The organism is Myroides sp. C15-4 (genome assembly GCF_050522745.1).
Taxonomy (GTDB): Bacteria; Bacteroidota; Bacteroidia; order Flavobacteriales; family Flavobacteriaceae; genus Flavobacterium.
In genome coordinates this window covers 158,166-177,547 of record NZ_JBMVQX010000002.1, presented here as the reverse complement: position 1 = coordinate 177,547, position 19,382 = coordinate 158,166, and the positions used below count along the sequence as shown (strand labels likewise).

General features: G+C 33.4%; 21 protein-coding genes. 11 read left to right on the top strand and 10 right to left on the bottom strand.

Annotated features, from left to right (window positions below; genetic code table 11):
- Positions 1–62: 62 nt before the first annotated feature.
- The 6 genes from ACPDHL_RS01865 (at position 63) to ACPDHL_RS01840 (ending at position 5,900) form a co-directional block, all read left to right on the top strand.
- Positions 63–1,259 (top strand): outer membrane beta-barrel family protein, encoded by a 1,197-nt coding sequence (locus ACPDHL_RS01865; protein ID WP_430531101.1) that lies wholly within the window; start codon positions 63–65, stop codon positions 1,257–1,259.
- 66 nt (positions 1,260–1,325) lie between these two features.
- Complete coding sequence (locus ACPDHL_RS01860; RefSeq protein WP_430531100.1) at positions 1,326–1,508, top strand: hypothetical protein; 183 nt, start codon at positions 1,326–1,328, stop codon at positions 1,506–1,508.
- Positions 1,509–1,580: 72 nt separating this feature from the next.
- On the top strand, positions 1,581–2,549 hold the full coding sequence (locus ACPDHL_RS01855; protein WP_430531099.1) for a hypothetical protein: 969 nt from the start codon (positions 1,581–1,583) through the stop codon (positions 2,547–2,549).
- A complete protein-coding gene (locus tag ACPDHL_RS01850) occupies positions 2,546–2,752 on the top strand; it encodes a hypothetical protein (protein WP_430531098.1) in 207 nt (68 codons plus the stop codon). The genes ACPDHL_RS01855 and ACPDHL_RS01850 overlap by 4 nt, the downstream gene beginning before the upstream one ends.
- Positions 2,753–2,761: 9 nt before the next feature.
- Complete coding sequence (locus ACPDHL_RS01845) at positions 2,762–3,718, top strand: hypothetical protein (RefSeq protein WP_430531097.1); 957 nt, start codon at positions 2,762–2,764, stop codon at positions 3,716–3,718.
- Positions 3,690–5,900: a peptidase domain-containing ABC transporter gene (locus ACPDHL_RS01840; RefSeq protein ID WP_430531096.1), complete on the top strand. Its 2,211-nt coding sequence runs from the start codon at positions 3,690–3,692 to the stop codon at positions 5,898–5,900. Before ACPDHL_RS01845 ends, ACPDHL_RS01840 begins: the two co-directional genes overlap by 29 nt.
- 75 nt (positions 5,901–5,975) lie before the next feature.
- Here the strand turns inward: ACPDHL_RS01840 and ACPDHL_RS01835 are convergent, their stop codons facing one another.
- The 5 genes from ACPDHL_RS01835 to ACPDHL_RS01815 all read right to left on the bottom strand — a co-directional run bounded on the left by ACPDHL_RS01835 (position 5,976) and on the right by ACPDHL_RS01815 (position 10,382).
- Positions 5,976–6,605 carry an AsnC family protein gene (locus ACPDHL_RS01835; protein ID WP_430531095.1) on the bottom strand — a complete coding sequence of 210 codons (630 nt, stop codon included), beginning with the start codon at positions 6,603–6,605 and terminating at the stop codon, positions 5,976–5,978.
- Positions 6,606–6,769: 164 nt separating this feature from the next.
- Positions 6,770–7,249 (bottom strand): hypothetical protein, encoded by a 480-nt coding sequence (locus tag ACPDHL_RS01830; protein WP_430531094.1) that lies wholly within the window; start codon positions 7,247–7,249, stop codon positions 6,770–6,772.
- A gap of 30 nt (positions 7,250–7,279) precedes the next feature.
- The gene (locus ACPDHL_RS01825; RefSeq protein WP_430531093.1) at positions 7,280–8,230 is read right to left on the bottom strand and encodes an NAD(P)-dependent oxidoreductase; all 951 of its coding nucleotides are present in this window, start codon (positions 8,228–8,230) and stop codon (positions 7,280–7,282) included.
- A 21-nt stretch (positions 8,231–8,251) separates the two neighbouring features.
- Positions 8,252–9,319 (bottom strand): 3-phosphoserine/phosphohydroxythreonine transaminase, encoded by a 1,068-nt coding sequence (gene serC, locus ACPDHL_RS01820; RefSeq protein ID WP_430531092.1) that lies wholly within the window; start codon positions 9,317–9,319, stop codon positions 8,252–8,254.
- Between the two features lie 4 nt (positions 9,320–9,323).
- The gene (locus ACPDHL_RS01815; protein WP_430531091.1) at positions 9,324–10,382 is read right to left on the bottom strand and encodes an acyl-CoA reductase; all 1,059 of its coding nucleotides are present in this window, start codon (positions 10,380–10,382) and stop codon (positions 9,324–9,326) included.
- Positions 10,383–10,455: 73 nt separating this feature from the next.
- On the opposite strand from ACPDHL_RS01815, the gene ACPDHL_RS01810 reads away from it, so the two are divergent.
- Positions 10,456–10,806, top strand: a complete 351-nt coding sequence (locus ACPDHL_RS01810; RefSeq protein WP_430531090.1) for a 4Fe-4S dicluster domain-containing protein — start codon at positions 10,456–10,458, stop codon at positions 10,804–10,806.
- A gap of 90 nt (positions 10,807–10,896) precedes the next feature.
- Here ACPDHL_RS01810 and ACPDHL_RS01805 read toward each other — a convergent pair whose 3' ends face one another.
- Both ACPDHL_RS01805 and ACPDHL_RS01800 read right to left on the bottom strand, forming a co-directional pair.
- Complete coding sequence (locus ACPDHL_RS01805) at positions 10,897–11,127, bottom strand: hypothetical protein (RefSeq protein WP_430531089.1); 231 nt, start codon at positions 11,125–11,127, stop codon at positions 10,897–10,899.
- A 76-nt stretch (positions 11,128–11,203) separates the two neighbouring features.
- A complete protein-coding gene (locus tag ACPDHL_RS01800) occupies positions 11,204–13,246 on the bottom strand; it encodes an LTA synthase family protein (RefSeq protein WP_430531088.1) in 2,043 nt (680 codons plus the stop codon).
- A gap of 571 nt (positions 13,247–13,817) precedes the next feature.
- On the opposite strand from ACPDHL_RS01800, the gene ACPDHL_RS01795 reads away from it, so the two are divergent.
- From ACPDHL_RS01795 to ACPDHL_RS01780, 4 genes are all read left to right on the top strand, one after another.
- Complete coding sequence (locus tag ACPDHL_RS01795; RefSeq protein ID WP_430531087.1) at positions 13,818–14,462, top strand: suppressor of fused domain protein; 645 nt, start codon at positions 13,818–13,820, stop codon at positions 14,460–14,462.
- Positions 14,463–14,468: 6 nt separating this feature from the next.
- A complete protein-coding gene (locus tag ACPDHL_RS01790; protein WP_430531086.1) occupies positions 14,469–14,954 on the top strand; it encodes a hypothetical protein in 486 nt (161 codons plus the stop codon).
- A gap of 147 nt (positions 14,955–15,101) precedes the next feature.
- Complete coding sequence (locus ACPDHL_RS01785; protein ID WP_430531085.1) at positions 15,102–15,590, top strand: hypothetical protein; 489 nt, start codon at positions 15,102–15,104, stop codon at positions 15,588–15,590.
- 58 nt (positions 15,591–15,648) lie between these two features.
- A complete protein-coding gene (locus tag ACPDHL_RS01780) occupies positions 15,649–16,419 on the top strand; it encodes a hypothetical protein (protein ID WP_430531084.1) in 771 nt (256 codons plus the stop codon).
- A gap of 104 nt (positions 16,420–16,523) precedes the next feature.
- Here the strand turns inward: ACPDHL_RS01780 and ACPDHL_RS01775 are convergent, their stop codons facing one another.
- From ACPDHL_RS01775 to ACPDHL_RS01765, 3 genes are read right to left on the bottom strand one after another with little or no spacing between them, the layout of a single operon-like run.
- Positions 16,524–17,612, bottom strand: coding sequence for a DUF695 domain-containing protein (locus ACPDHL_RS01775; RefSeq protein WP_430531083.1), 1,089 nt, complete (start codon positions 17,610–17,612; stop codon positions 16,524–16,526).
- A gap of 43 nt (positions 17,613–17,655) precedes the next feature.
- Entirely contained in the window at positions 17,656–18,192 is a 537-nt protein-coding gene (locus ACPDHL_RS01770; protein WP_430531082.1) for a GRAM domain-containing protein, read from the bottom strand.
- 49 nt (positions 18,193–18,241) lie between these two features.
- The gene (locus tag ACPDHL_RS01765; protein WP_430531081.1) at positions 18,242–18,883 is read right to left on the bottom strand and encodes a DedA family protein; all 642 of its coding nucleotides are present in this window, start codon (positions 18,881–18,883) and stop codon (positions 18,242–18,244) included.
- Positions 18,884–19,382 lie beyond the last annotated feature (499 nt).

Sequence of the window (19,382 nt, the reverse complement as noted above, 5' to 3'; positions counted from 1 at the left end):
TAAATTCTTCATCAAATCTGAACATAATAAGAATTATTTATCGAATTTAGAGGTGTCCTAAAATGGGGAAGCCTACACATCTAGATACTTTAGGGCAAAATATCAGGTTGGAACTGAACTACAATATATATAATACTATAAATGATCAGTTTTTAACAAATGAAATTAATAGTGATATTCAAACGCTCTTTAATCAAAAGGTTAATAGAAAAGTGTATCTACCAAATAGTAGCATAGATTATGATAAAAAAATCCTTGGAGATACCAATTTGTCGTTGGGGGTTCTTTATTATAATATGGAAAATGATGAAGAAAGAAATATTTTAAATAAACAATTCAATGATTTTCAATATTCTGAAAATGTATTTGCTCATTATGTTTCTGTTTTAGGGAAAACAAAATATTTTTCATATCAGATTGGGTTACGAGGAGAAGCTACTTCAAATACATTTAGTAAATATTATGATCTGTTTCCATCACTTTCACTTATGAAAAGTTTCTCCGCTTTTAATGTACAATTATCATATAACAAATCGATCATAAGACCAACAGGATATATGCTAAGTCCAAACCTAATATATCAGAATCAATATTTAGCTAGAGCAGGAGATCCAGAATTAAACCCAACAATAAGAAATTTAATATCGTCTGTTTTTTCTTACAAAACATGGAGATTCAGTCTTTCTTATTATAGCTATAAAAATAGTATAAATGTTTTTCAAAAAATTTCGGATTCTAATTCAAGGTTAATTATAGATCAATATATAAATATATATGAAAGATATCAGGCGGACCTATCACTTTCCTATAGTTATAGAAAAAAGAACATAATGATAATGCCAATATTTAATTATTCATTAGGGAGTTTTCGTCTAAATAAACAATCTGAAAAAAAGAAAAACGATTTTAGCTATTTTGGACTTACTACATCATACAATATCAGTAAAACTGACCGTATTGATGGTAAATTTAGATACTTTTTAGAAAGTAGGCAATTGTACAGTGTGACAAAAGACAGACATTCATTTGACATAACATACAATAAATCACTATTAGATAATAAATTGAATATTCAAGTTTTTGTAAAAGATATATTCAAAGGAGATATTGATAATAACCGAAACATACTTCAATCCTTTGAAAGTAGAAGTGAGAAGTATAATGATAGTCGCCAGGTTGGGTTGAGTATTAGATATTCCTTTAGTTCTGGAGACAAAATAAAGATTGATGGAATACAAAAGAATGTGAATAGAAAATAATCTAAGGGGAATTAACAAGGCTATAGTGGCAAATAAATATATTTTTAATCTTTAATTTTTTACATGATGGAAAAATTGAAATTGACTGAATTGAAAAAATTCGAAGAAATTAGTAATGAAGAGGCATTGACTCTTTATGGACAAGGAGTAGTTGTTGAGAGTACGCACGATGACTACTCAGATCATAGTGATATTTCTACACACTCAGACCTTTCTGAATATTCAGACAGTTCTGATTATAACGATTAATTAAGGTGTGTAATTACTAAGGTAAAGGGGGTTCACATATTAACCTCCTTTATTTTATTGAACAGTAGAGCTATGATTTTGATACTGACTTATAGAGAATATGAACAAAGTACAGATCCTGTAGTGGATTGGCTATTATATAAAGGGGCTTCATTTATTAAAATATTTATAGAAGATTTGGTAAATAATTCTAATGGGTATAGGCTTGATATAAATAACAAGAAGATTTATTTCGAAAGAGAGGAAATTACACATAATATTAATGTCATTTTCTATAGAAGATTTGAAAAAAACATTCATTTTAAATCAGATTTTAATTTAGGAGAGATAAATAAGAAGATAGATAGAGAAAGCAATGGAGAATTGAAAGATTTTTTTGATTATTTATTCTATATATTAAAGGATAAAATTTGGTTTCCTCATTATTCTAAGATTAAAGTTAATAAATTAGAAATGCTAAACGAAGCTAAAGAAGCAGGATTGCTTGTTCCTTCTTCTATAGTGACCAATTCAAAAGAAGAACTTATTAATTTTAAAGCAGAAAATGGAAAAATTATCTATAAACCCATAAGACAAATCAGTTATTATACTTTTGGAAATTATACTTATAGTCCATATACTACAGAGATAGATGATGAAAAAGTTGAAAAACTGAATGATTATTTCTTTCCCAGTTTATTTCAATCTAAAATTAATCGAAGTTATGAAATTAGATGTTTTTATTTAGCAGGTGAAATATACGCTTCAGCTATCTTGATAAACTCCTCAATAGATGATGTTGATATAAAACTAAATTTTAACTCAACAACAACAAAATGGGTAAACTATATCTTACCTAGTGAAATAAATCGAAAAATAGTTCGATTCATGGATTTAGTAGGATTAAATACTGGCTCCATTGATTTAATAAGAACAGTTGATAATCAATACTATTTTATTGAAGTTAATCCGGTTGGTCAATATTTTGCCCCATCAGTACATTGTAACTACTATATTGAAAAGAAAATAGCAGAGTGGCTAATAAAAAATGACAGCAAATGAAAATAATTGAAACTCCTTTTGACAAAAAGTTTTTGGAACAACTTCCTTTGGCATATCGCTATATGGTAAAGCGCAAAACGGATAGTATTGGAGAGTTGTATAAAAACGTAAAATTTAGTCAATCAAAAAAACATCGGTCATTAATGATGAACAATTATCTTGATTTTAAGCCAATCTCTAATCTCGTTATAGATAAAAAATAGTACTATATTATGAAAAATAACTATTTGACATTATATTCCTCTTGTATACCTGTAAGAGGTAAAAAACGAGGTGCTTTTTACATATTAGATGAACGCAAGATTGAAATTGTCCCTTTATCACTTATTGACGTGGTAGAATTATTCAAAAAATATCCGATAGAAGATTGTAAAAAACTAGTTGACTCAGAGGAAATTTTGAAAAGTTATATCTCTTTCTTAACCTCAAGGAGAATCGGTTTTATTACAGATGAACCACAACGGTTTTCTGAAATGGTTAATTTTTATGATTCACCTTCTTTTATATTATTATCATGTATTTCTGTCGATGAAAACTCATCATATGATTTACAAGGTTTTATACAAGAGTTGGATAACTTGCTTTGCAAACATATAGAATTAAGGATTCTTCATTCATGTGTAACTGTGAAACAACTTTCCCAAATTTTAGATTTTTTTGAAAAAACTACAATTAGATCTATTGAGCTGCATGTAAGTAATTTTAATGATAATGAAATAAACGAGCTTAAAGTAATTTTAAATCAATATAAAAAAGTACACTATATAGTTTTGTTTTCAATGCCTGCTGATAAGATTGAAGATGGAATTATTTTTACTACTAAAAGTTATTGTGATATTGCACTAACGACCTTTAATGAAAACGAATTGTGTATAAACATAAAACAATACTTTGAAGCACAAAAATATAACATATTTTACAATAAGAAGATATCAATTAATCAAAATGGGTATTTGAAAAACAATTTAATATGTAAAGCCGATTTTGGGAAGTATTGTCCTAATAAAAATCCTATTTCCAAAGTAATTAAAAATAGGGATTTTACTAAATACTGGAATATAAATCCTGATAAAATAGAGGACATAAAAGATTCGGAACTAAGGTATGCTATTTTTCCTGCATATGAAATAAATGAGATTAATGGGAAATACTATTTTAAAAAAGATTGACTTTTTCAAGAAAAAGTTCCCCACGCATCTTCAATTTGATCAAACAGATTGTGGTTCAACTTGTGTTAAAATAATATTGGATTATTATAATATCGGAGTTTCATCTACGCACATAAAAGAGATTTGTTTTACAGACTTACAGGGTGCAAATATCTTAGATCTTTCAACTGCTTTGAAACATTTTAATTTTGATGTAACCACTACTAAAATAGATATAGACACGCTTATAGATTTTGGAACTTTGCCTTCTGTGTTACTTTTTGATAACAATCATTATGTAGTCTTATATAAAATAAATAGAAATGAGTTCTATATTTCAGATCCCGAATTTGGTAAATATAAACTAAATCGAAATTTATTTCTTGAAAGATGGTTAAGAGGAAGTGAAAAAAAGGGAATCGTTGTGTTTGCTCGCCCCAATAAGAACGCACAAAAATATAACACAAAAGATAGCGAATCAAAATTGACTAAAAAGTTTTTTAACTATTATATAAAAGGAAATTTAAAAGCTTTTTTTATTATACTTTTAATATCTGCATTATTAGCCTTGTCAAATCTTGCATTTCCAATTCTTACCAAGAAAATAGTTGATGAAGTTATTCCTTATAGTAATTATTCTTTATTAGCTACTATTGTTGTTGCTCAAATTCTTATTATTCTTGCAGGAAATATTTTTAGTTTCATTAATGAAAAACTTTTTATTAGAATTACTTCAAAGCTGAATATTGAAGTTCTTAGTATGTTCTTATATAAGCTATCTAGGATTCCATTTAAGTTTTTTGAATTAAAAAATGTATCTGACATTATTCAAAGAGTTGGGGATCATACCAGGATAGAATCCTTTGTTACTAATAATATATCTTCAACAATTCATTCATTTATTAGTGTTTTTGCTTTTTCTATATTATTATTTCAATATAGTACAATCATCTTTATTATATTTTCTGTCAGTCTTACAATTTCTTATATATGGACAGTTTCTTTTACTTCCAGAAGAAATTTAATAGAATATAAAAGATTCTCATCATATAAAAGCAGTATGGGGTCTTCATTCGAAATAGTTCAAGGGATGGTAGATCTGAAATTAAATAATGCAGAGAACTATAGAATTAAAGAGTGGGAGAATAAGCAGAATAAAATTTATTTAACGAAAGAAGAGTCACTTGTTATTGAAAATAAAATAACTATAGGTAATACTTTAATATCGCAAATAAAAAATGCTCTCATTACTTTTATTTGTGCATACTTGGTAATAAATAAATCACTAAGCTTAGGCGAAATGTTAAGTATAAGCTATATCATTGGAGCATTAAATGCTCCACTTGGTGCATTTTTAGATTTTATGAAAAAATGGAACGAAACAAAGTTTAGCTTTTTACGAATAAATGAAGTAAATGAAATGCCAGAAGAAGACTGCAAAGCATCGAAAAGTATAGATGATTTTGAAGAAATAATTATACAGGAAGTTAGTTTTAAATATAGTGGAAATTCAGGTAATAATATTCTGAATGATATCTCTATCAATATTAAGAAAGGACAGAAAATTGCCTTTGTTGGTAAAAGTGGTAGTGGAAAAACAACTATGATGAAACTACTTCTCAAATTTTACGCACCTTCTATGGGTAATATCCTTATTGATACTATTGATTTATCAGAAATCAAATCTAAGGACTGGAGAAAATTATGTGGCGTTGTGATGCAAGATGGGTATATATTTACTGGAAGCATATTAGACAATATAATTTTGGATAAATCAACTATTGATTATAACAGGTTAGAACAAGTATCTCAAATGGCTAATATAAAAGATCACATTAATAATCTACCTAAAGGATACAATACTGTTTTAGGACAGAATGGTAAAGGAATGAGTGGAGGGCAAATACAAAGAATTTTAATAGCAAGAGCTTTATATCAAAATCCTGAAATACTTATATTTGATGAAGCTACAAGTGCGTTAGATACATTTAATGAAGCTTTAATAATGAATAATATATATAATCATTCACAAAATAAAACAATGATAGTAATCGCACATAGATTAAGTACAATAAAAAACGTTGATCATATATATGTTTTCGACAATGGACGAGTTTTAGAACAAGGAAATCATCATGAATTAGTAGCTAAAAAAGGGGAATATTATAATCTAGTAAAAAATCAGTTAGAGTTAGGACAATAGTAAATCTATGTAAATTCATCTCGTATATAGAATAAATGACTGCCAATTTAAAGCTATTTCAAAAAATAACATTCCTCAAATCAGTTCACGTGCTCGCAATACCGCTAATAGTTCCTGATAATTTTTCACTTTAAAGGCAACTGAGAGTTTAGATACTCTTTTCTGAATAGCGCTTGTGCTCAATAAAAGTTCTTGATCCAATTGATTCATTCGATAGCCCTTGGATAGTAAAGTAATAATTCGCCTATTTTTTGAATCGAGTAAAGTGGTGTTTTTTATTGTATTTTGAATTGCTTTTTTTACTAAAGGACTTAGGTAAGGCAATGCATCAGTATGCGTTGCTACAAGATCAAAAAACACCTTCTTCGTGAATTCTGATTTGACAAGTAAAGCATCGGCTTTTGCTGTTTTATACAGCTCATACAAAACGAGTGCTTTCTCATTTTCTGTCAGCAGAATAACCTTGCAATACGGGATATTCTTTTTAATGAGTACCGCACAATCTAAGCCCGTTTCTAGTTTTTTATCAGCAAACCCAAGGACTTCATGGGTAATAATAGCAAGATCTAAGTCATGTAAAGTGGCAAAAAGAGTAGCAAAGTCTTCACAAGTTGTTGTTGTTAAAAACGTGTGCTTTTTAGGCCCAAGTAGAGCCCTATACCCTTCCATTATCATTGGATTGCGCTCCATAATCAATATTTTCATTTTTTACTTTTAAAATATAAAAAACGAAAACACAACAACAAATATTTAACATTAAAACAAACACTAACTAAACAAATCAATGATTAATATTGAAAATATATATAATAAAAAAACCAAAAAGAACATTCTTTTTGGTTTTTTTATTATGTGTCTCGGTCTATTGATTAGAACAAGCCTTTTAGTGCATCAATGGCTCCACCAAGGCCTTCTTTTCCACCTGTTAAAGAGCCCAATAGATCGTTTCCTCCTTTTCCATCCCCTAATCCACTGATTAAATCCGTCAATTGGAAACCACTTTCTCCACCTTGTACTTTAGAGATGATCATCTGAATCACACTAGGAATCACAGAAGAGGCAAAGTTATTCGCAATCCCTTCTGGCAATCCGAGCTTCGTTGTCAATCCTGATATTAGGTTTCCGATCATTCCAGAAACCATAGGATTAGACGCTAAATTACCTGCATTTCCGCTCAATAAACTGGTTAGTCCACCAAGATCTCCTTGGCTGATACTATTTTTAAAACCGTTGATAATACTATCTCCTGTTTCTTTTGTAACCGCTCCTGTTAATTCATTAGAAATAGCAGCTCCGCTTACTTCTTTTGCAGTTACCTGCTCAATTAATTTTGTTAATTGCTCTACCATAGTTTTTATTTTTCAACTAAAGCTACGCAATTAATTTAATAATTCGTGCATTTTACGTTGTATTTCATCCCAAACTTGGTGTTGGCTTTCATGGGTTGCTGTCGCAATATTAGGCGAAAGCGAAAATGCTGGTTGCATGAGTACTTGGATCACGGGATTAGGTTCTTCTTCAAAGCGATCTAATCCTGCAAAAAGAATAGTTTCTTTGTTTACCTCATCCACCAAATCCACTTCGTTAATTGCTTCAGGATAAGCACAGTTGACAATACCTATCAAGTTTTCTGCTTGTTCAAAAATATCCTTATTCACGATATAGCGTTGAAAATACTTAGTGTGAATAGTAATAAAATGAGCTTGCTCTGCTAATTCAGCCAGTGCAATTGATTCCATATCTACAGCAAAGACAAGTCCATTTGCCAGTTCAAAGGTTGTTTTAAGGTGTGGCATTGAAGCATCACTATATACCACGTGCATCCCCAATCCCAATGCTTTCTGGGCAACCAATTGTCCTGCTTGATTCATGCCGATAATTCCCAATGTTTTGCCCGATAACTCAACCCCTGAGCTATACGATTGCTGCAAGGATTTAAACTGGGTATCTCCCTCTAAAGGCATGTTTCTATTGGCTTCTTGTAATAATCTCGCACCGCTAAATAGGTGAGCTAACACAAGCTCTGCGGTGGCATTGGCCAAGGCATCTTCTGCCCAAATCACACTAATTCCGTTGCTCTTGATGTGATCCATAAGTTCTAAATTGACCTGCACTCCCGCAAAAACAATAGCTTTTAAGTGTTTCAGCTCGTCAATCATGCGTTTATTCAACAAGGTACCTTGTTGAACTAATAAAACAGCAACGTCATTTTTTTGGGTATAAGCTACCAATTGTTCATGGGCTACGCGTACTTCTTTTATTTCAAAACCAAGTGTTTCTAATTTTTGTTTTATATCTTCTGGTATACCATCATTGGCTAATACTCTCATGTAATTCTTCTTTTTTATTCGTTAGATTACGGTCTTCATTTGTTCTAATACGTTTACAAGAACAGCAACACTATCTAGTGTTACGGCATTGTACAACGAGGCTCGATATCCCCCTACTGATCGGTGTCCTTGTACATTGGCAATATGAGCTTCTGTACAAAGCTGATCGAATACGCCATTCATTCTTTCTTCTGTAAAGCGAAAGGTTACATTCATCTTGGATCGATCTTCTACTGCGGCAACTCCTTGTACAAAATCCAATTGATCAATGGTTTGATAAAGTAGGGCAGCTTTTTGATTATTGACGCGTTCAATAGCAGCTACTCCTCCCTGTTGTTTGAGCCATCTTAAATTTAGCAAACAAGTATATACTGCAAATACATTGGCCGTATGATATAAACTATCCTTGTTAATATGCTCTTGATAATCCATCATATGTGGAATTACGCGTTGTGTGTTACCGAGTATTTCCTCCTTGATCAAAATAAGGCTAACCCCCGCTGGTCCGATATTTTTCTGTGCTCCTGCATAGATCAAATCGATCTGATCATAGGCAAATTCACGAGAGTAAATATCCGAACTCATATCACAGACCAAAGGAGCATTCGCTTTGGGGATAGAGTTGAACTGTGTACCATAAATGGTATTATTTGAGGTAAAATGCATATAATCCAAGGGTTCCTTCACGTGAATCTCTTTGGGAATATAGGTATACGCTCGATCTTCTGAACTAGCAACGATGGATACTTCGCCCATTAACTGTGCTTGTTCAATGGCTTTGGCAGACCAGGTTCCTGTATTGATGTATCCTGCCTTTTGCTGCATTAAATTATAGGGAATACGCAAGAATTCCATACTTGCTCCCCCTTGTAAAAACAATGCGACATAGCCTTTGTGCTGCAAGCCCAACAATTCTAGACTCAACGATCGAGCCTCTTCCAACACGGCAATAAATTCTTTACTACGGTGTGAGATAGACAAAATAGACATTCCCGTCTGTTCAAAGTCGAGAATGGCTTGTGATGCTTGTTCATAGACCGATTGTGGCAATAAACAAGGACCTGCGCAAAAGTTATGTATGTTTTTCATTGTCTTATAATTTCAATAAAAAGGCTAGCGTATCCACTTGATCCGCATAATCCCAAAGTTGTGGGGTTTGTGTTTGTCCAAATGCGATACTGTCTGTTGTTATACCATTGGATACAATACACTGTATTTTTTCCTGATCGTTTTTCAATCGCTCCATCACTTCTTCTATGACATCATAATATTCATAGTATACGGAAGAAATAGGCGAAGCATAAGACGCGTCTTCTTTGATCGTCAAAAAGCCATTATCTAACAATTTGAATTCACTCATTAAGAAAACGGCTTTGTTGTAGTCGTAATTATTGGCGTATTTCTCATAAGAGATAACGTCTTTTTGCGCGTACATTCCCTGAAAAAAGGCGTCAAAATTATACCCGCGAGGAACGAATAATTTAGATACATTTCGACAACCCAAACCATAGTAAGTAAAGATATCTTTTCCTAAGGCAGTTAATTGTTCTGGTGTTTCTTCTCCTGTTAGTAAAGCAACAGAATTTCTATTTTTTCGAATAATATTGGGTACGCTGTTAAAGTAGTAGTCAAAATAACGCGCTGTATTGTTACTTCCTGTAGCGATAACAGCATCAAACCCTTCCATCTTACCTTTGATAAACACTAGGCGTTCTGCAAACTGAGGTTCTACTTTTTGTAGATATTCTGCTAAAAGGGGAAGTAATTTTTGATCATTAGACGACAATTTTACAAGGGCAATATTTCCAGAAATGAGGACGGAAATTAGATCGTGAAACCCAACTAAAGGAATATTTCCAGCTAAAATTAAACCGACCTTTTTCAAGGGTTCACGTGAAAAATCATAAGCCGAACACCAGTGGTTTAAATTTTCTGCTGTTAATGCTGCTGCCCAAGATTGAATGGCAATTAGAACTTGTTCTTTTACAAACCATCCGTTGTAGTGTACAGATGTCTCAATTAAAGCTTCAAATGGGGCAAAAAAAGTGTCATTATGTTCAACTTTTTCACTTTTTACAAATTCATTTGTCGCAAATTGTCTTAAAAAATCTCCTAACGCTACGAATGCTTTTTTTTTAGCTTCTAAATCCATATTGATTTGTTTCTGAAATGTTTTGGGTGTAAATTTGTAGCAAAGTTAATACATATAAAACAAAATATAAGCTATGGCAATCATTATAACTGACGAATGCATAAATTGCGGTGCTTGTGAACCTGAGTGCCCAAATAATGCGATATACGAAGGAGCCGACGATTGGAGATATAAAGACGGTACGGCCTTAAAAGGATCTGTTGTTTTACCTGATGGAACGGAAGTTGATGCTGATGCAGCTCAAGACCCTGTTTCTGACGAGTTTTACTATATTGTTCCTTCAAAGTGTACGGAATGCAAAGGTTTCCACGAAGAGCCACAATGTGCTGCTGTTTGTCCAGTTGATTGTTGTATTCCAGACGACAATCACGTTGAAAGTGAAGAAACACTTTTAAATAGACAAGCTTTTTTACACAATCACTAGTCGATTAAAAACAGAAAAAATCACAGCCTTGTGCTGAGATATTTCATAACGAAAAAGAGATTTGGAGTCTTTCCAAATCTCTTTTTTTCTTTAGTCTTTTTTTTTGGGTGACAATACAAAATAAATGACGTAAATCCATCCTAATAGTCCGTGAAGAATTGCCCAAAGGACGGATGCATTACGCGACCATGAGGCTACAATAGCAATAACTGAGCCTAATAATCCTACACCTCCTAGCATTCCATCACTTCCAGTTGTATTGGCTAGAGCCTTTGCTCCTACTAATAAAAACATCATCACAACTAACACATACTTATTCATAGCTTTTATTTTTTGTTTACTGTATTCCGTCAAAAAAACAAAATAAACCTAAAAAAAGCCGAATAAAGTGTCAATACTATTTTTTCTTTTGTTGATGTTGATTGATGCTTTTGTAGATTTCAACCGTTTTCATTACTGTATAAGCCTGCATCTTATGTTGCAAGTACAACGCATGACTCGAGGTATTATCACCAACCTGTAGCTTTCTCTTCTCTTGATTGGTCCATGTATAGTAATAAGGTTGATTATTTTCAATGGCAATAGCTCCTTTATCATCAGCAATAAAGCTGTAATCATTTAGAGCAAATCGATGCTCTACTGCAGGATCAAACAGATCATCTCCCGTATAAAAATACGCGGCATCCGAAAGGGATAAATTAAAAATAGTTGGAAAAATATCTTTATGTGAAGCTAACACTGTCCCATCAAAAAAGGCAGGTTTGTATTTTTCTGGAATATACATCAAAATAGGTACACTGCGCTTTAAAAACCCTTCCTCAGGTGTATATTCTAATACTTGACGAATATTGTGATCACCAGAAGCTACAATAATGGTATGCTCTCCTAAAGGAGAATTCCGAATTTCTTTAATAAAACGAGCCAATTCCGAAGCTGCATATTGATGGGAATAAAAATTAGCATAGGCTGTTTTTTCATCTACGCGGATTTTCTTCTTCATGTCCTCACTCATTGTAATCGTTTTCTTTTTAAAGTAAGAGGGGATTTCAAAAGGGGTATGGTTGCTAATAGTCAATCCAAAAATAAACTTAGGCTTTTTTGTTTCTTTTAGCGTTTCTCGGATATAATCAAAGAGATATCCATCGTGCACACCCCAAGCAAATTCCTCTGCATGAGGAAATTTCTCTTGGATGAAATTCTTTCCTTGAATCACATCAAACTTTTGATGTTTAATCATATTATCTATATTTCTCCACGAAATACTTGCACCAGTTAAAAAGTAGGTTTCATATCCACTATTTTTAAAAGGCAAAGCAATTGAACTTGCAAAAGGCGTATCAAAATAAACCGATTGGGATATGATGGTTTTAGGTGTGCCAATTAAGAAATCTTCTAGCGTTTGAATGGTGCCATTATAAGCAGATAAACTATTTTTAAAGTAGTATAAATTCGGTAATTCCTCACTTAAATCCCCCAATAAGTTTAGTGTTTCACTATTTAAATCGAAGTAGTGATTACTCATACTTTCCATTTGTAAAAACACTACATTGGGTGGATTTTGTTGCAGAAATTCGCTGTGTTTTGTTTTTGTAAACAGGTCTTGATCAAATAGGTTTCCTTCGCTATCGCCTTTATATCCCAATTGTACTTCTTCAACGCTCGCAAATCCATTGGATGTTAATTCGCGTTCAATATCGGGGCGAATAGCATTTTCCTTGCGTTCTGAATTAGCAAACTTCAAGGAATATAACGCATTGTAGCATAAGGAATTTACAAATTCATTTTTTGAAATATTGGTATGTTCTCTCCTCAAGGTAAAAACCCCAACACTACCTCTCATTCCAACGAAAAATAACGGAAAGATCAACAATACAATTAATCCATAGGCTTTTGCACGAGATTGTGCAGGTTTTACCACCTTGCGCTTCACTCTTTTACTCCAATACAGCCAAGAAACGATAACTAGAATATAAACCAATCCAATAGTAAACAACGGATAATCTGTCCATACTGAGGTCAAAACAGCTGCTGTATCATCATTGAAAATCCCAAAAAACAACAGGTTAATATGGGATTGGAAAAACTGATAAAAAAAGTAATCAATGATAATTAAGGTAAGAAAAACAAGAGCTACAAATAACAAATAGTAGTGCGCAAAATTGGCGTAAAAGCGACTAAATCCCAATTCATTTTTTTTGGGTATAAACAACGAGGTTAACCAAAAAAGAACTAGGGGCAAAAAGCCATAACAAATAGCAGATACATCAAAACGAGCCCCAACAATAAAGGCTTCTACTATTTTCCATTTTTCATTTTCAAAGATATCTGAGACACCATAACTAAATAAAAACACCAAACGCCCTACTGCAAATAACAAGACAAAAAACAAAAAATAGTTTAGCCCATTACACACCGTTTTTCTAAAAAGATTCAGATTCATATTCTATTTTTTCTCATACTTTAGTTCGCAAAAGTAAGAATTAAATAACAGTTACTTAATCCTAGACCAAAGAAATAATAGTACTTTTTATTGATCGTTTCAATCCGTCAGCTACAAGGTCGCTTCAAAAGTTAGCCCCCTTTTTACCTTGTGCTTTTTACTGTCTTTTTCAATCTTTGTCTTTTCTTACTTCCCTACACATAAAGTCTACCTTAAAAATAACCAAAAATAGGGATTTCTCATTTTGCGAAAAATTTAGAATTTTGACCTTGTAAGAATGAATAAAATTGCGCTGAAAAAAAAAAATAGCATTACTTACATTTTTGTTTACAAATCGCTCGTAATAAGTACGAGCGATTTTTTTTTACCTGATCCGTTGGACAGTTGACGATTGACGATTGATGGTTGACGGTTAACGGTTGATGGTTAACGGTTGATGGTTGACCAATTGCCACGAACACCGAGCAAACCGCACGACGAGCAACTCACAACTCACAACTCACAAATTCCCCTATAATTAGGGATACTTTTCTTATCTATTTGAAGTAATTTTATCACTTAAAAAAGAAGGATGACTTTAGATCAATATAGACAAAACTATAACGAAGAAGATGCGGTAGGATGGGATTGCATTACAGCGGCATTAGATGAAATTTACGATAAGCAAGAACCCCAACATTTTGGCAATGCACTTCCCTATTCATTAGGCGGTGACAATCCGCTAGATGGATTAAGTGTGTATGAAAGCACCAAACAAGAAGATCACTTTCATTTGGTTAGCTACGGTTTTTCCAACCTATACTACGATGAAGACAAAATAGAGGCGGAATACAGTGGATATGGTTTTGAATTGACCTTTCGCTTTAAAAAACAGGGAGACAATAATATTCATTGGGCGATGAATTTAATGCAAAATCTAGCCAAATACGTTTTTGACTCAGGCAAATGGTTTGAAGAATTTCACTTTATCCCAACAAATAGTCCGATTCGTTTAGAATACGATACGGAATTAGTGGGTATTGTTTTTGTGTTGGATCCCGAATTAGGTTCGATTGAAACGCCACATGGTCGTGTTGACTTTTTACAAATGGTGGGTATAACACAACGTGAACTCGATCAACTATGGGAAAATCCAAAATTAGCAGAGACAGAGAAATTGGTGGATTACTTACGTCAAGACAACGCTTTGCTTCTTACCGATTTAGACCGAAAATAAAAGACCATGAAACCTTGTGTTCTCTTCCTTTTTTTCTTTGTATTTATGGGATGTCATTACTCTTCCATTACGCTTTCTCCAACGAAATATTCGTACGTCGGCCAGGCGCGTACTAGGCAATTGGATCAAGAGAATCCTCAATTTGATCCTGCCATAACCTTAAAAGAAATACGCCAATCTATTTGGAGTTGCAAAGCCGTTTTCGAGGTTCAAGGATGGTATAGTTCATATGGCCTTCAAGCAAGGAGTTTAAGGCAAATTAAATGGACCCAAGAAGTGACTGGAGATCAATTAACTCTTACTTGTTATGTAGAACCCAAAAGAGGCATGGGAAAAGAAAGCGCTCAGGTATATGGTTACAATTACAAACAAGAAATAGTCGTTAAAATCCCTTCAACCATTCATCAGTTAACAGTTAAGCTAATCGAACAAAACGCTACACAACAAGACATAGTAAGCTATCAATCTCATGTAGAATTAGATACAAAATAAACAGGCCCAAAACTTTTTTCCCTACAAAACGAGAACAGTTGTACTATTTTTACCTAATTTAACTAAATGAAGTTTGAAAGTAATTCATTAAAACGCAACATTATAGCTATATTTTTGCTATCTTCACCCTTACCTAACACGATTTACATGAAATTACAACTACCTAAAATCAACTATACTCTTTTAACCTATTTTATTGCTGCTCTTATAGGCATCTTACTTTTTCTATACCAAGATGCCGATACAAGATACATGTACATTTTATTGTCTCTAGCCGTTGTCTTTATTCTCTCTACGAGTTGTTTTCACGCCTTGAGTTTTAGAAGTTATCGAACTGTTTTATGGCCATTTATACTCAACATACTCTTGATTTTGGCTTTTACAATTGCCAATGGAGGAACAGATAATGCTCCTTTCTTTGGGTCAGATAACATCTCCTTAAGCCTGTTTTTTATCATACTTGGATTTAACGCACACTGGTACATATTAATCGAATCTCAACCTATATCTGATTTCAGTTTTCTTTTAATTAATGCCTTATTGTCTTTTGTTATTCCGAGCATAGGATATGCAATGGGGTATTTATATACTTCTAAAATAAGACAAACTGATTCGACTTTCTCTAATTCTCAATAGGTTAATTCATCGTGATTTTCAATTCAACGACAGAATACGCTTTTATTTACCCCTATTTATGGAAGAAAAACACATAGCCTGTTCAATACATGGTAAACAAGCAATGGCATTGCTGTGTTCTCATTTGGGACACAGTTTAGACGATCGTATACCCATTGGTTTTTTCGAATATGATACAGGAGATACAGGTCGACCTGATGCTTGGTGTAACACCTGTGAAGAAGCGTGGAATCACACGCAAACAGAAGAAGATCGCGAACAGTGGTTTATTGACTGCCAACACAAATTAGTTTGTGTCAGTTGTTGGGATGAAGCTAAAGCTCTTAATCAAATAGCTACTCATATTTATTTTAAACTACTAACGTCAACAGAGATCCAAACCGTGCTACAGGATCAAACTGCGGGAGTTAGCTTTCCTACTACAGTCTCTTTTCCTTTTCCATCAACCTATCTCCTATTTGCCAAACGCAAAGAGACAACGAGTATTTCTTCCGAGACTATACTATTTGATACTGTTGAAGCCCTAAGTGAAAATAAAGCAAGTGATTTTTCTATGCATTGGATCTTTGCTCGAAATGGACAAGGAGATCGTTGGTTATTTGATGAAATGGGACAAGTGTTTTTTGGCGATCACGATCAACAACCGATGGCTTTAACCCCAATGCACCTCGACTTTGAACAATGGTTGCAACTGGCTTTTTGCGTACAGCAATTAGACGATTGGTTGGAAGCAGATTACGATCCAGAACGCGTAGCACTTCCCTTTCACGAAATACTAAACTGCATTCATCCGCTACTAGCCGAAAATTACCCTTTTGAGATTGCGTAAACAACGTCTAACTAAAAAAACTACGCCTCGTCCGTTGCTCATCGTAGACTGGTTATCCGCATAAAATAAACAGGGCGTTAATCAAATTGATTAACGCCTTGTTTTTATCCTTTATATCGTTCAAATGACTGCCAATATTTATCTTTATAAATAGCATACCCTAAGGTAAAATCACTTTTATACTTCTTTTTCATTTGTTCTAAAACTCGCGCAGGTAATCTAAAATCTTTACAAGCAAAGAAAATATCGCGGTTGCCATCTACCGTCTCCCTACCGAGATTCAAATATCCCTCCATATCAGGTAAAACGGCAATTAATTCATCTTCTACCTGATTCAACAATTGGTAGGTAGTCTCATCTGGAAAGCCATTTTGACTTGCTTTATACGCAATTTCTACGCGTACAATCCACGGATGTGATGCTTTGGCATCCCAATCTAAAATCGTTCGATTAATCATCGCAATCAACGGCATTCCATTTTCCAAAGTTGCCTCTAAGCCTACATAGGCGTCATTTTCTGTATTATAACGAGTTCCTTCATACTTTTCGATAAACTCTTTCTCTCGCCACACTAAATAGTCCTTGAGTTTTAAGATGGGAATTAACGATCCCTCAGCTTCGTCAGGTCCTACTACTTTTAAACCATCAATAGAAGTAATGGCATTTAATTCACCTAAGAAATTGTCTAAAAAGATATATACGCCGTTTGTAATTACGGCTTTGTCCGCTAGGGTAAAATCGTCATACACAATCACTAAATCTACCTCATCTGGATATTGTGGATGTTCGATAGCGTAGAAATTAATTTTATCTTTAGAAAACTCGTAATTATTCATTCGAATATTAAATCGATTGATGTCTACTGCGGGTTTTAAAGCCGTAAATTTCCAATTCGTCAGTTGAGGTGCAGCAGCAACTAAGTCTTCAATAAATGCAACATTCTTAACGATTCCATCGGGTGTAAAAATCAATTCAGCGACTGTGTCTTTCATCATTCCTGCAAGGAAATAAACGCCTTCTTTCAGCTCTTGTAATTTAGGTGCAAGGTGATCAAAAAAGTCTTCTTCGATTGTATCGCGTCCTTGTACTACTTTAAAAAACGTCTGTTCATTGTCCTGAAACCAAGTCCAAAAGTCTTCAATAGTATTAATGGATTTTTCTTTCTTAGCAAAAATATTTTTTAGTATACTCATATAAATGATGTTATAGCACTTCAATTTGTGTGGTATATACCGCTTAAAGCACCTGTTTTAATTCGATTTTAGTTTGTAGTTTTTGAAGCCAGATACGAGGTTGATTGACCTGGAATTTAAACTTCATACCTCCCTTGGTTTGAATACGTACCCCTAGATCAACTACTCCCAGCGAAGAATAGGTTTGAATATTCTCTACATTCTCCCAATCTAATGTCCATGAATTTTCAATCCAATCTTCATTATTGGGTTGAAAGACCAACTGATTTTCAGTTGCGTATAATACACCCGAAACTACTGAAGTTTTAATCAATTGATGTGCTGCTCCATAAAAAGCAATAGATGAATCAGAAGCGATATGATCCATTACTTGTTTTCTTTTGTGTTTAAATCCAAAGGCAAAAAGAAACCAAAATCCACTAAAGCAAATAGCTTGAAAAATCAATGCTACAACAGATATAGCTTCACTATTTACAAGTTGGAACCAATAAAAAGTAAGTCCATAAACTCCGCCAACCAAGAGGCTGAAGTACACCTGAAACTTCGTCTCTATTTGCACGACATCTCCTCCAATTTTCATTCCCTATCTGATTTAGCTTAAAGATACCCAAAAAAACCGTTCACTAAACTTATTTTTGCTTCTTCATTTTTGCCTTAATAAACTCGAAGATAATAGGTAAAATGGAAATAAAAATGATCAATAGGGCAATCTTAGAAAAGTTGTTTTTAACGATAGGTAAGTTTCCTAAAAAGTATCCTGCCAAAGTCAATCCCACTACCCAAATAATCCCTCCAATCACATTGTACATCATGAAGATTCGGTAACGCATGCTTCCTACACCTGCCACAAAAGGAGCGAGCGTACGAACAATTGGGATAAAACGAGCGATAACGATTGTGCGCTCTCCGTACTTCTCATAAAAAGCATGGGTTTTATCTAAGTGCTCTTCTTTGATGACCTGTTTGCCAAACAACCGTATTTTCGTCATCTTCATCCCAGCTTTTCTTCCGATATAATAATTCAACGAATCACCAGAAATAGCGGCAATAAGCAAAAGTACAATAGCCAAGGTAATATCTAATTCTGTGGATTGAGCAATCAGCATTCCCGTTGCAAAAAGCAAGGAATCTCCTGGTAAAAAAGGCATGATCACGAGCCCTGTTTCCACAAAAATAATCAGGAATAAAATAACGTAAATCCAAGATCCATAATTGGCAATTAACGTATGTAAATATTGATCAATGTGAAAGATAAAATCTAATAACTCCATAGTACTTTAAAGTGAGTTTAAAATTGAATTTGTTTGTCTCACAAAGATGTAAAGATTATTCTAATTTAAAAGAAAAAAAATCATTTAACAGCAAGCTATTGATGTTCAGCCATTATTTTTTGTATTTTTAGTTCTAGTACTAAATCGAATCTGCTATGTTTTCACAGCTTGTATCACTTACTACCCTCAATCCAAATCTCGCCTCACTTCAGGCGATTACCCTAATGTTACACCTGTGTTTTCTACTTGCCTTTTTGGTTATTATCGTCCGATTTACCCGAGATTTTTTATTTTACAAGCATCCTTTTCAGCTAGCTTTCAATCGAAGAAAAGCGTCTTTGATAGTGTTGGCCATCGTTTATAGCGTAACCATGTTCGCCATTTATTTTTTGTGGTAGCTTTATTTAGGTGAGTGGTGAATGGTGAGTGGTGAATGGTGAGTGGTGAGTGGTGAGTGGTGAATGGTGAGTGGTGAATTGTAAAACACAAATCAAAAAAC

Excerpts from the sequence above, each read along its gene's own strand:
- ACPDHL_RS01770 (WP_430531082.1), bottom strand. The coding sequence starts at position 18,192 with ATGAAAATTGGAGGAGATGTCGTGCAAATAGAGACGAAGTTTCAGGTG.
- ACPDHL_RS01840 (WP_430531096.1), top strand. The coding sequence starts at position 3,690 with ATGGGAAATACTATTTTAAAAAAGATTGACTTTTTCAAGAAAAAGTTC.
- ACPDHL_RS01855 (WP_430531099.1), top strand. The coding sequence starts at position 1,581 with ATGATTTTGATACTGACTTATAGAGAATATGAACAAAGTACAGATCCT.
- ACPDHL_RS01805 (WP_430531089.1), bottom strand. The coding sequence starts at position 11,127 with ATGAATAAGTATGTGTTAGTTGTGATGATGTTTTTATTAGTAGGAGCA.
- ACPDHL_RS01815 (WP_430531091.1), bottom strand. The coding sequence starts at position 10,382 with ATGGATTTAGAAGCTAAAAAAAAAGCATTCGTAGCGTTAGGAGATTTT.
- ACPDHL_RS01790 (WP_430531086.1), top strand. The coding sequence starts at position 14,469 with ATGAAACCTTGTGTTCTCTTCCTTTTTTTCTTTGTATTTATGGGATGT.
- ACPDHL_RS01765 (WP_430531081.1), bottom strand. The coding sequence starts at position 18,883 with ATGGAGTTATTAGATTTTATCTTTCACATTGATCAATATTTACATACG.
- ACPDHL_RS01835 (WP_430531095.1), bottom strand. The coding sequence starts at position 6,605 with ATGAAAATATTGATTATGGAGCGCAATCCAATGATAATGGAAGGGTAT.
- ACPDHL_RS01850 (WP_430531098.1), top strand. The coding sequence starts at position 2,546 with ATGAAAATAATTGAAACTCCTTTTGACAAAAAGTTTTTGGAACAACTT.
- ACPDHL_RS01795 (WP_430531087.1), top strand. The coding sequence starts at position 13,818 with ATGACTTTAGATCAATATAGACAAAACTATAACGAAGAAGATGCGGTA.
- ACPDHL_RS01800 (WP_430531088.1), bottom strand. The coding sequence starts at position 13,246 with ATGAATCTGAATCTTTTTAGAAAAACGGTGTGTAATGGGCTAAACTAT.
- ACPDHL_RS01860 (WP_430531100.1), top strand. The coding sequence starts at position 1,326 with ATGGAAAAATTGAAATTGACTGAATTGAAAAAATTCGAAGAAATTAGT.
- ACPDHL_RS01865 (WP_430531101.1), top strand. The coding sequence starts at position 63 with ATGGGGAAGCCTACACATCTAGATACTTTAGGGCAAAATATCAGGTTG.
- ACPDHL_RS01845 (WP_430531097.1), top strand. The coding sequence starts at position 2,762 with ATGAAAAATAACTATTTGACATTATATTCCTCTTGTATACCTGTAAGA.
- ACPDHL_RS01775 (WP_430531083.1), bottom strand. The coding sequence starts at position 17,612 with ATGAGTATACTAAAAAATATTTTTGCTAAGAAAGAAAAATCCATTAAT.
- ACPDHL_RS01785 (WP_430531085.1), top strand. The coding sequence starts at position 15,102 with ATGAAATTACAACTACCTAAAATCAACTATACTCTTTTAACCTATTTT.
- ACPDHL_RS01830 (WP_430531094.1), bottom strand. The coding sequence starts at position 7,249 with ATGGTAGAGCAATTAACAAAATTAATTGAGCAGGTAACTGCAAAAGAA.
- ACPDHL_RS01825 (WP_430531093.1), bottom strand. The coding sequence starts at position 8,230 with ATGAGAGTATTAGCCAATGATGGTATACCAGAAGATATAAAACAAAAA.
- ACPDHL_RS01810 (WP_430531090.1), top strand. The coding sequence starts at position 10,456 with ATGGCAATCATTATAACTGACGAATGCATAAATTGCGGTGCTTGTGAA.
- ACPDHL_RS01780 (WP_430531084.1), top strand. The coding sequence starts at position 15,649 with ATGGAAGAAAAACACATAGCCTGTTCAATACATGGTAAACAAGCAATG.
- serC (WP_430531092.1), bottom strand. The coding sequence starts at position 9,319 with ATGAAAAACATACATAACTTTTGCGCAGGTCCTTGTTTATTGCCACAA.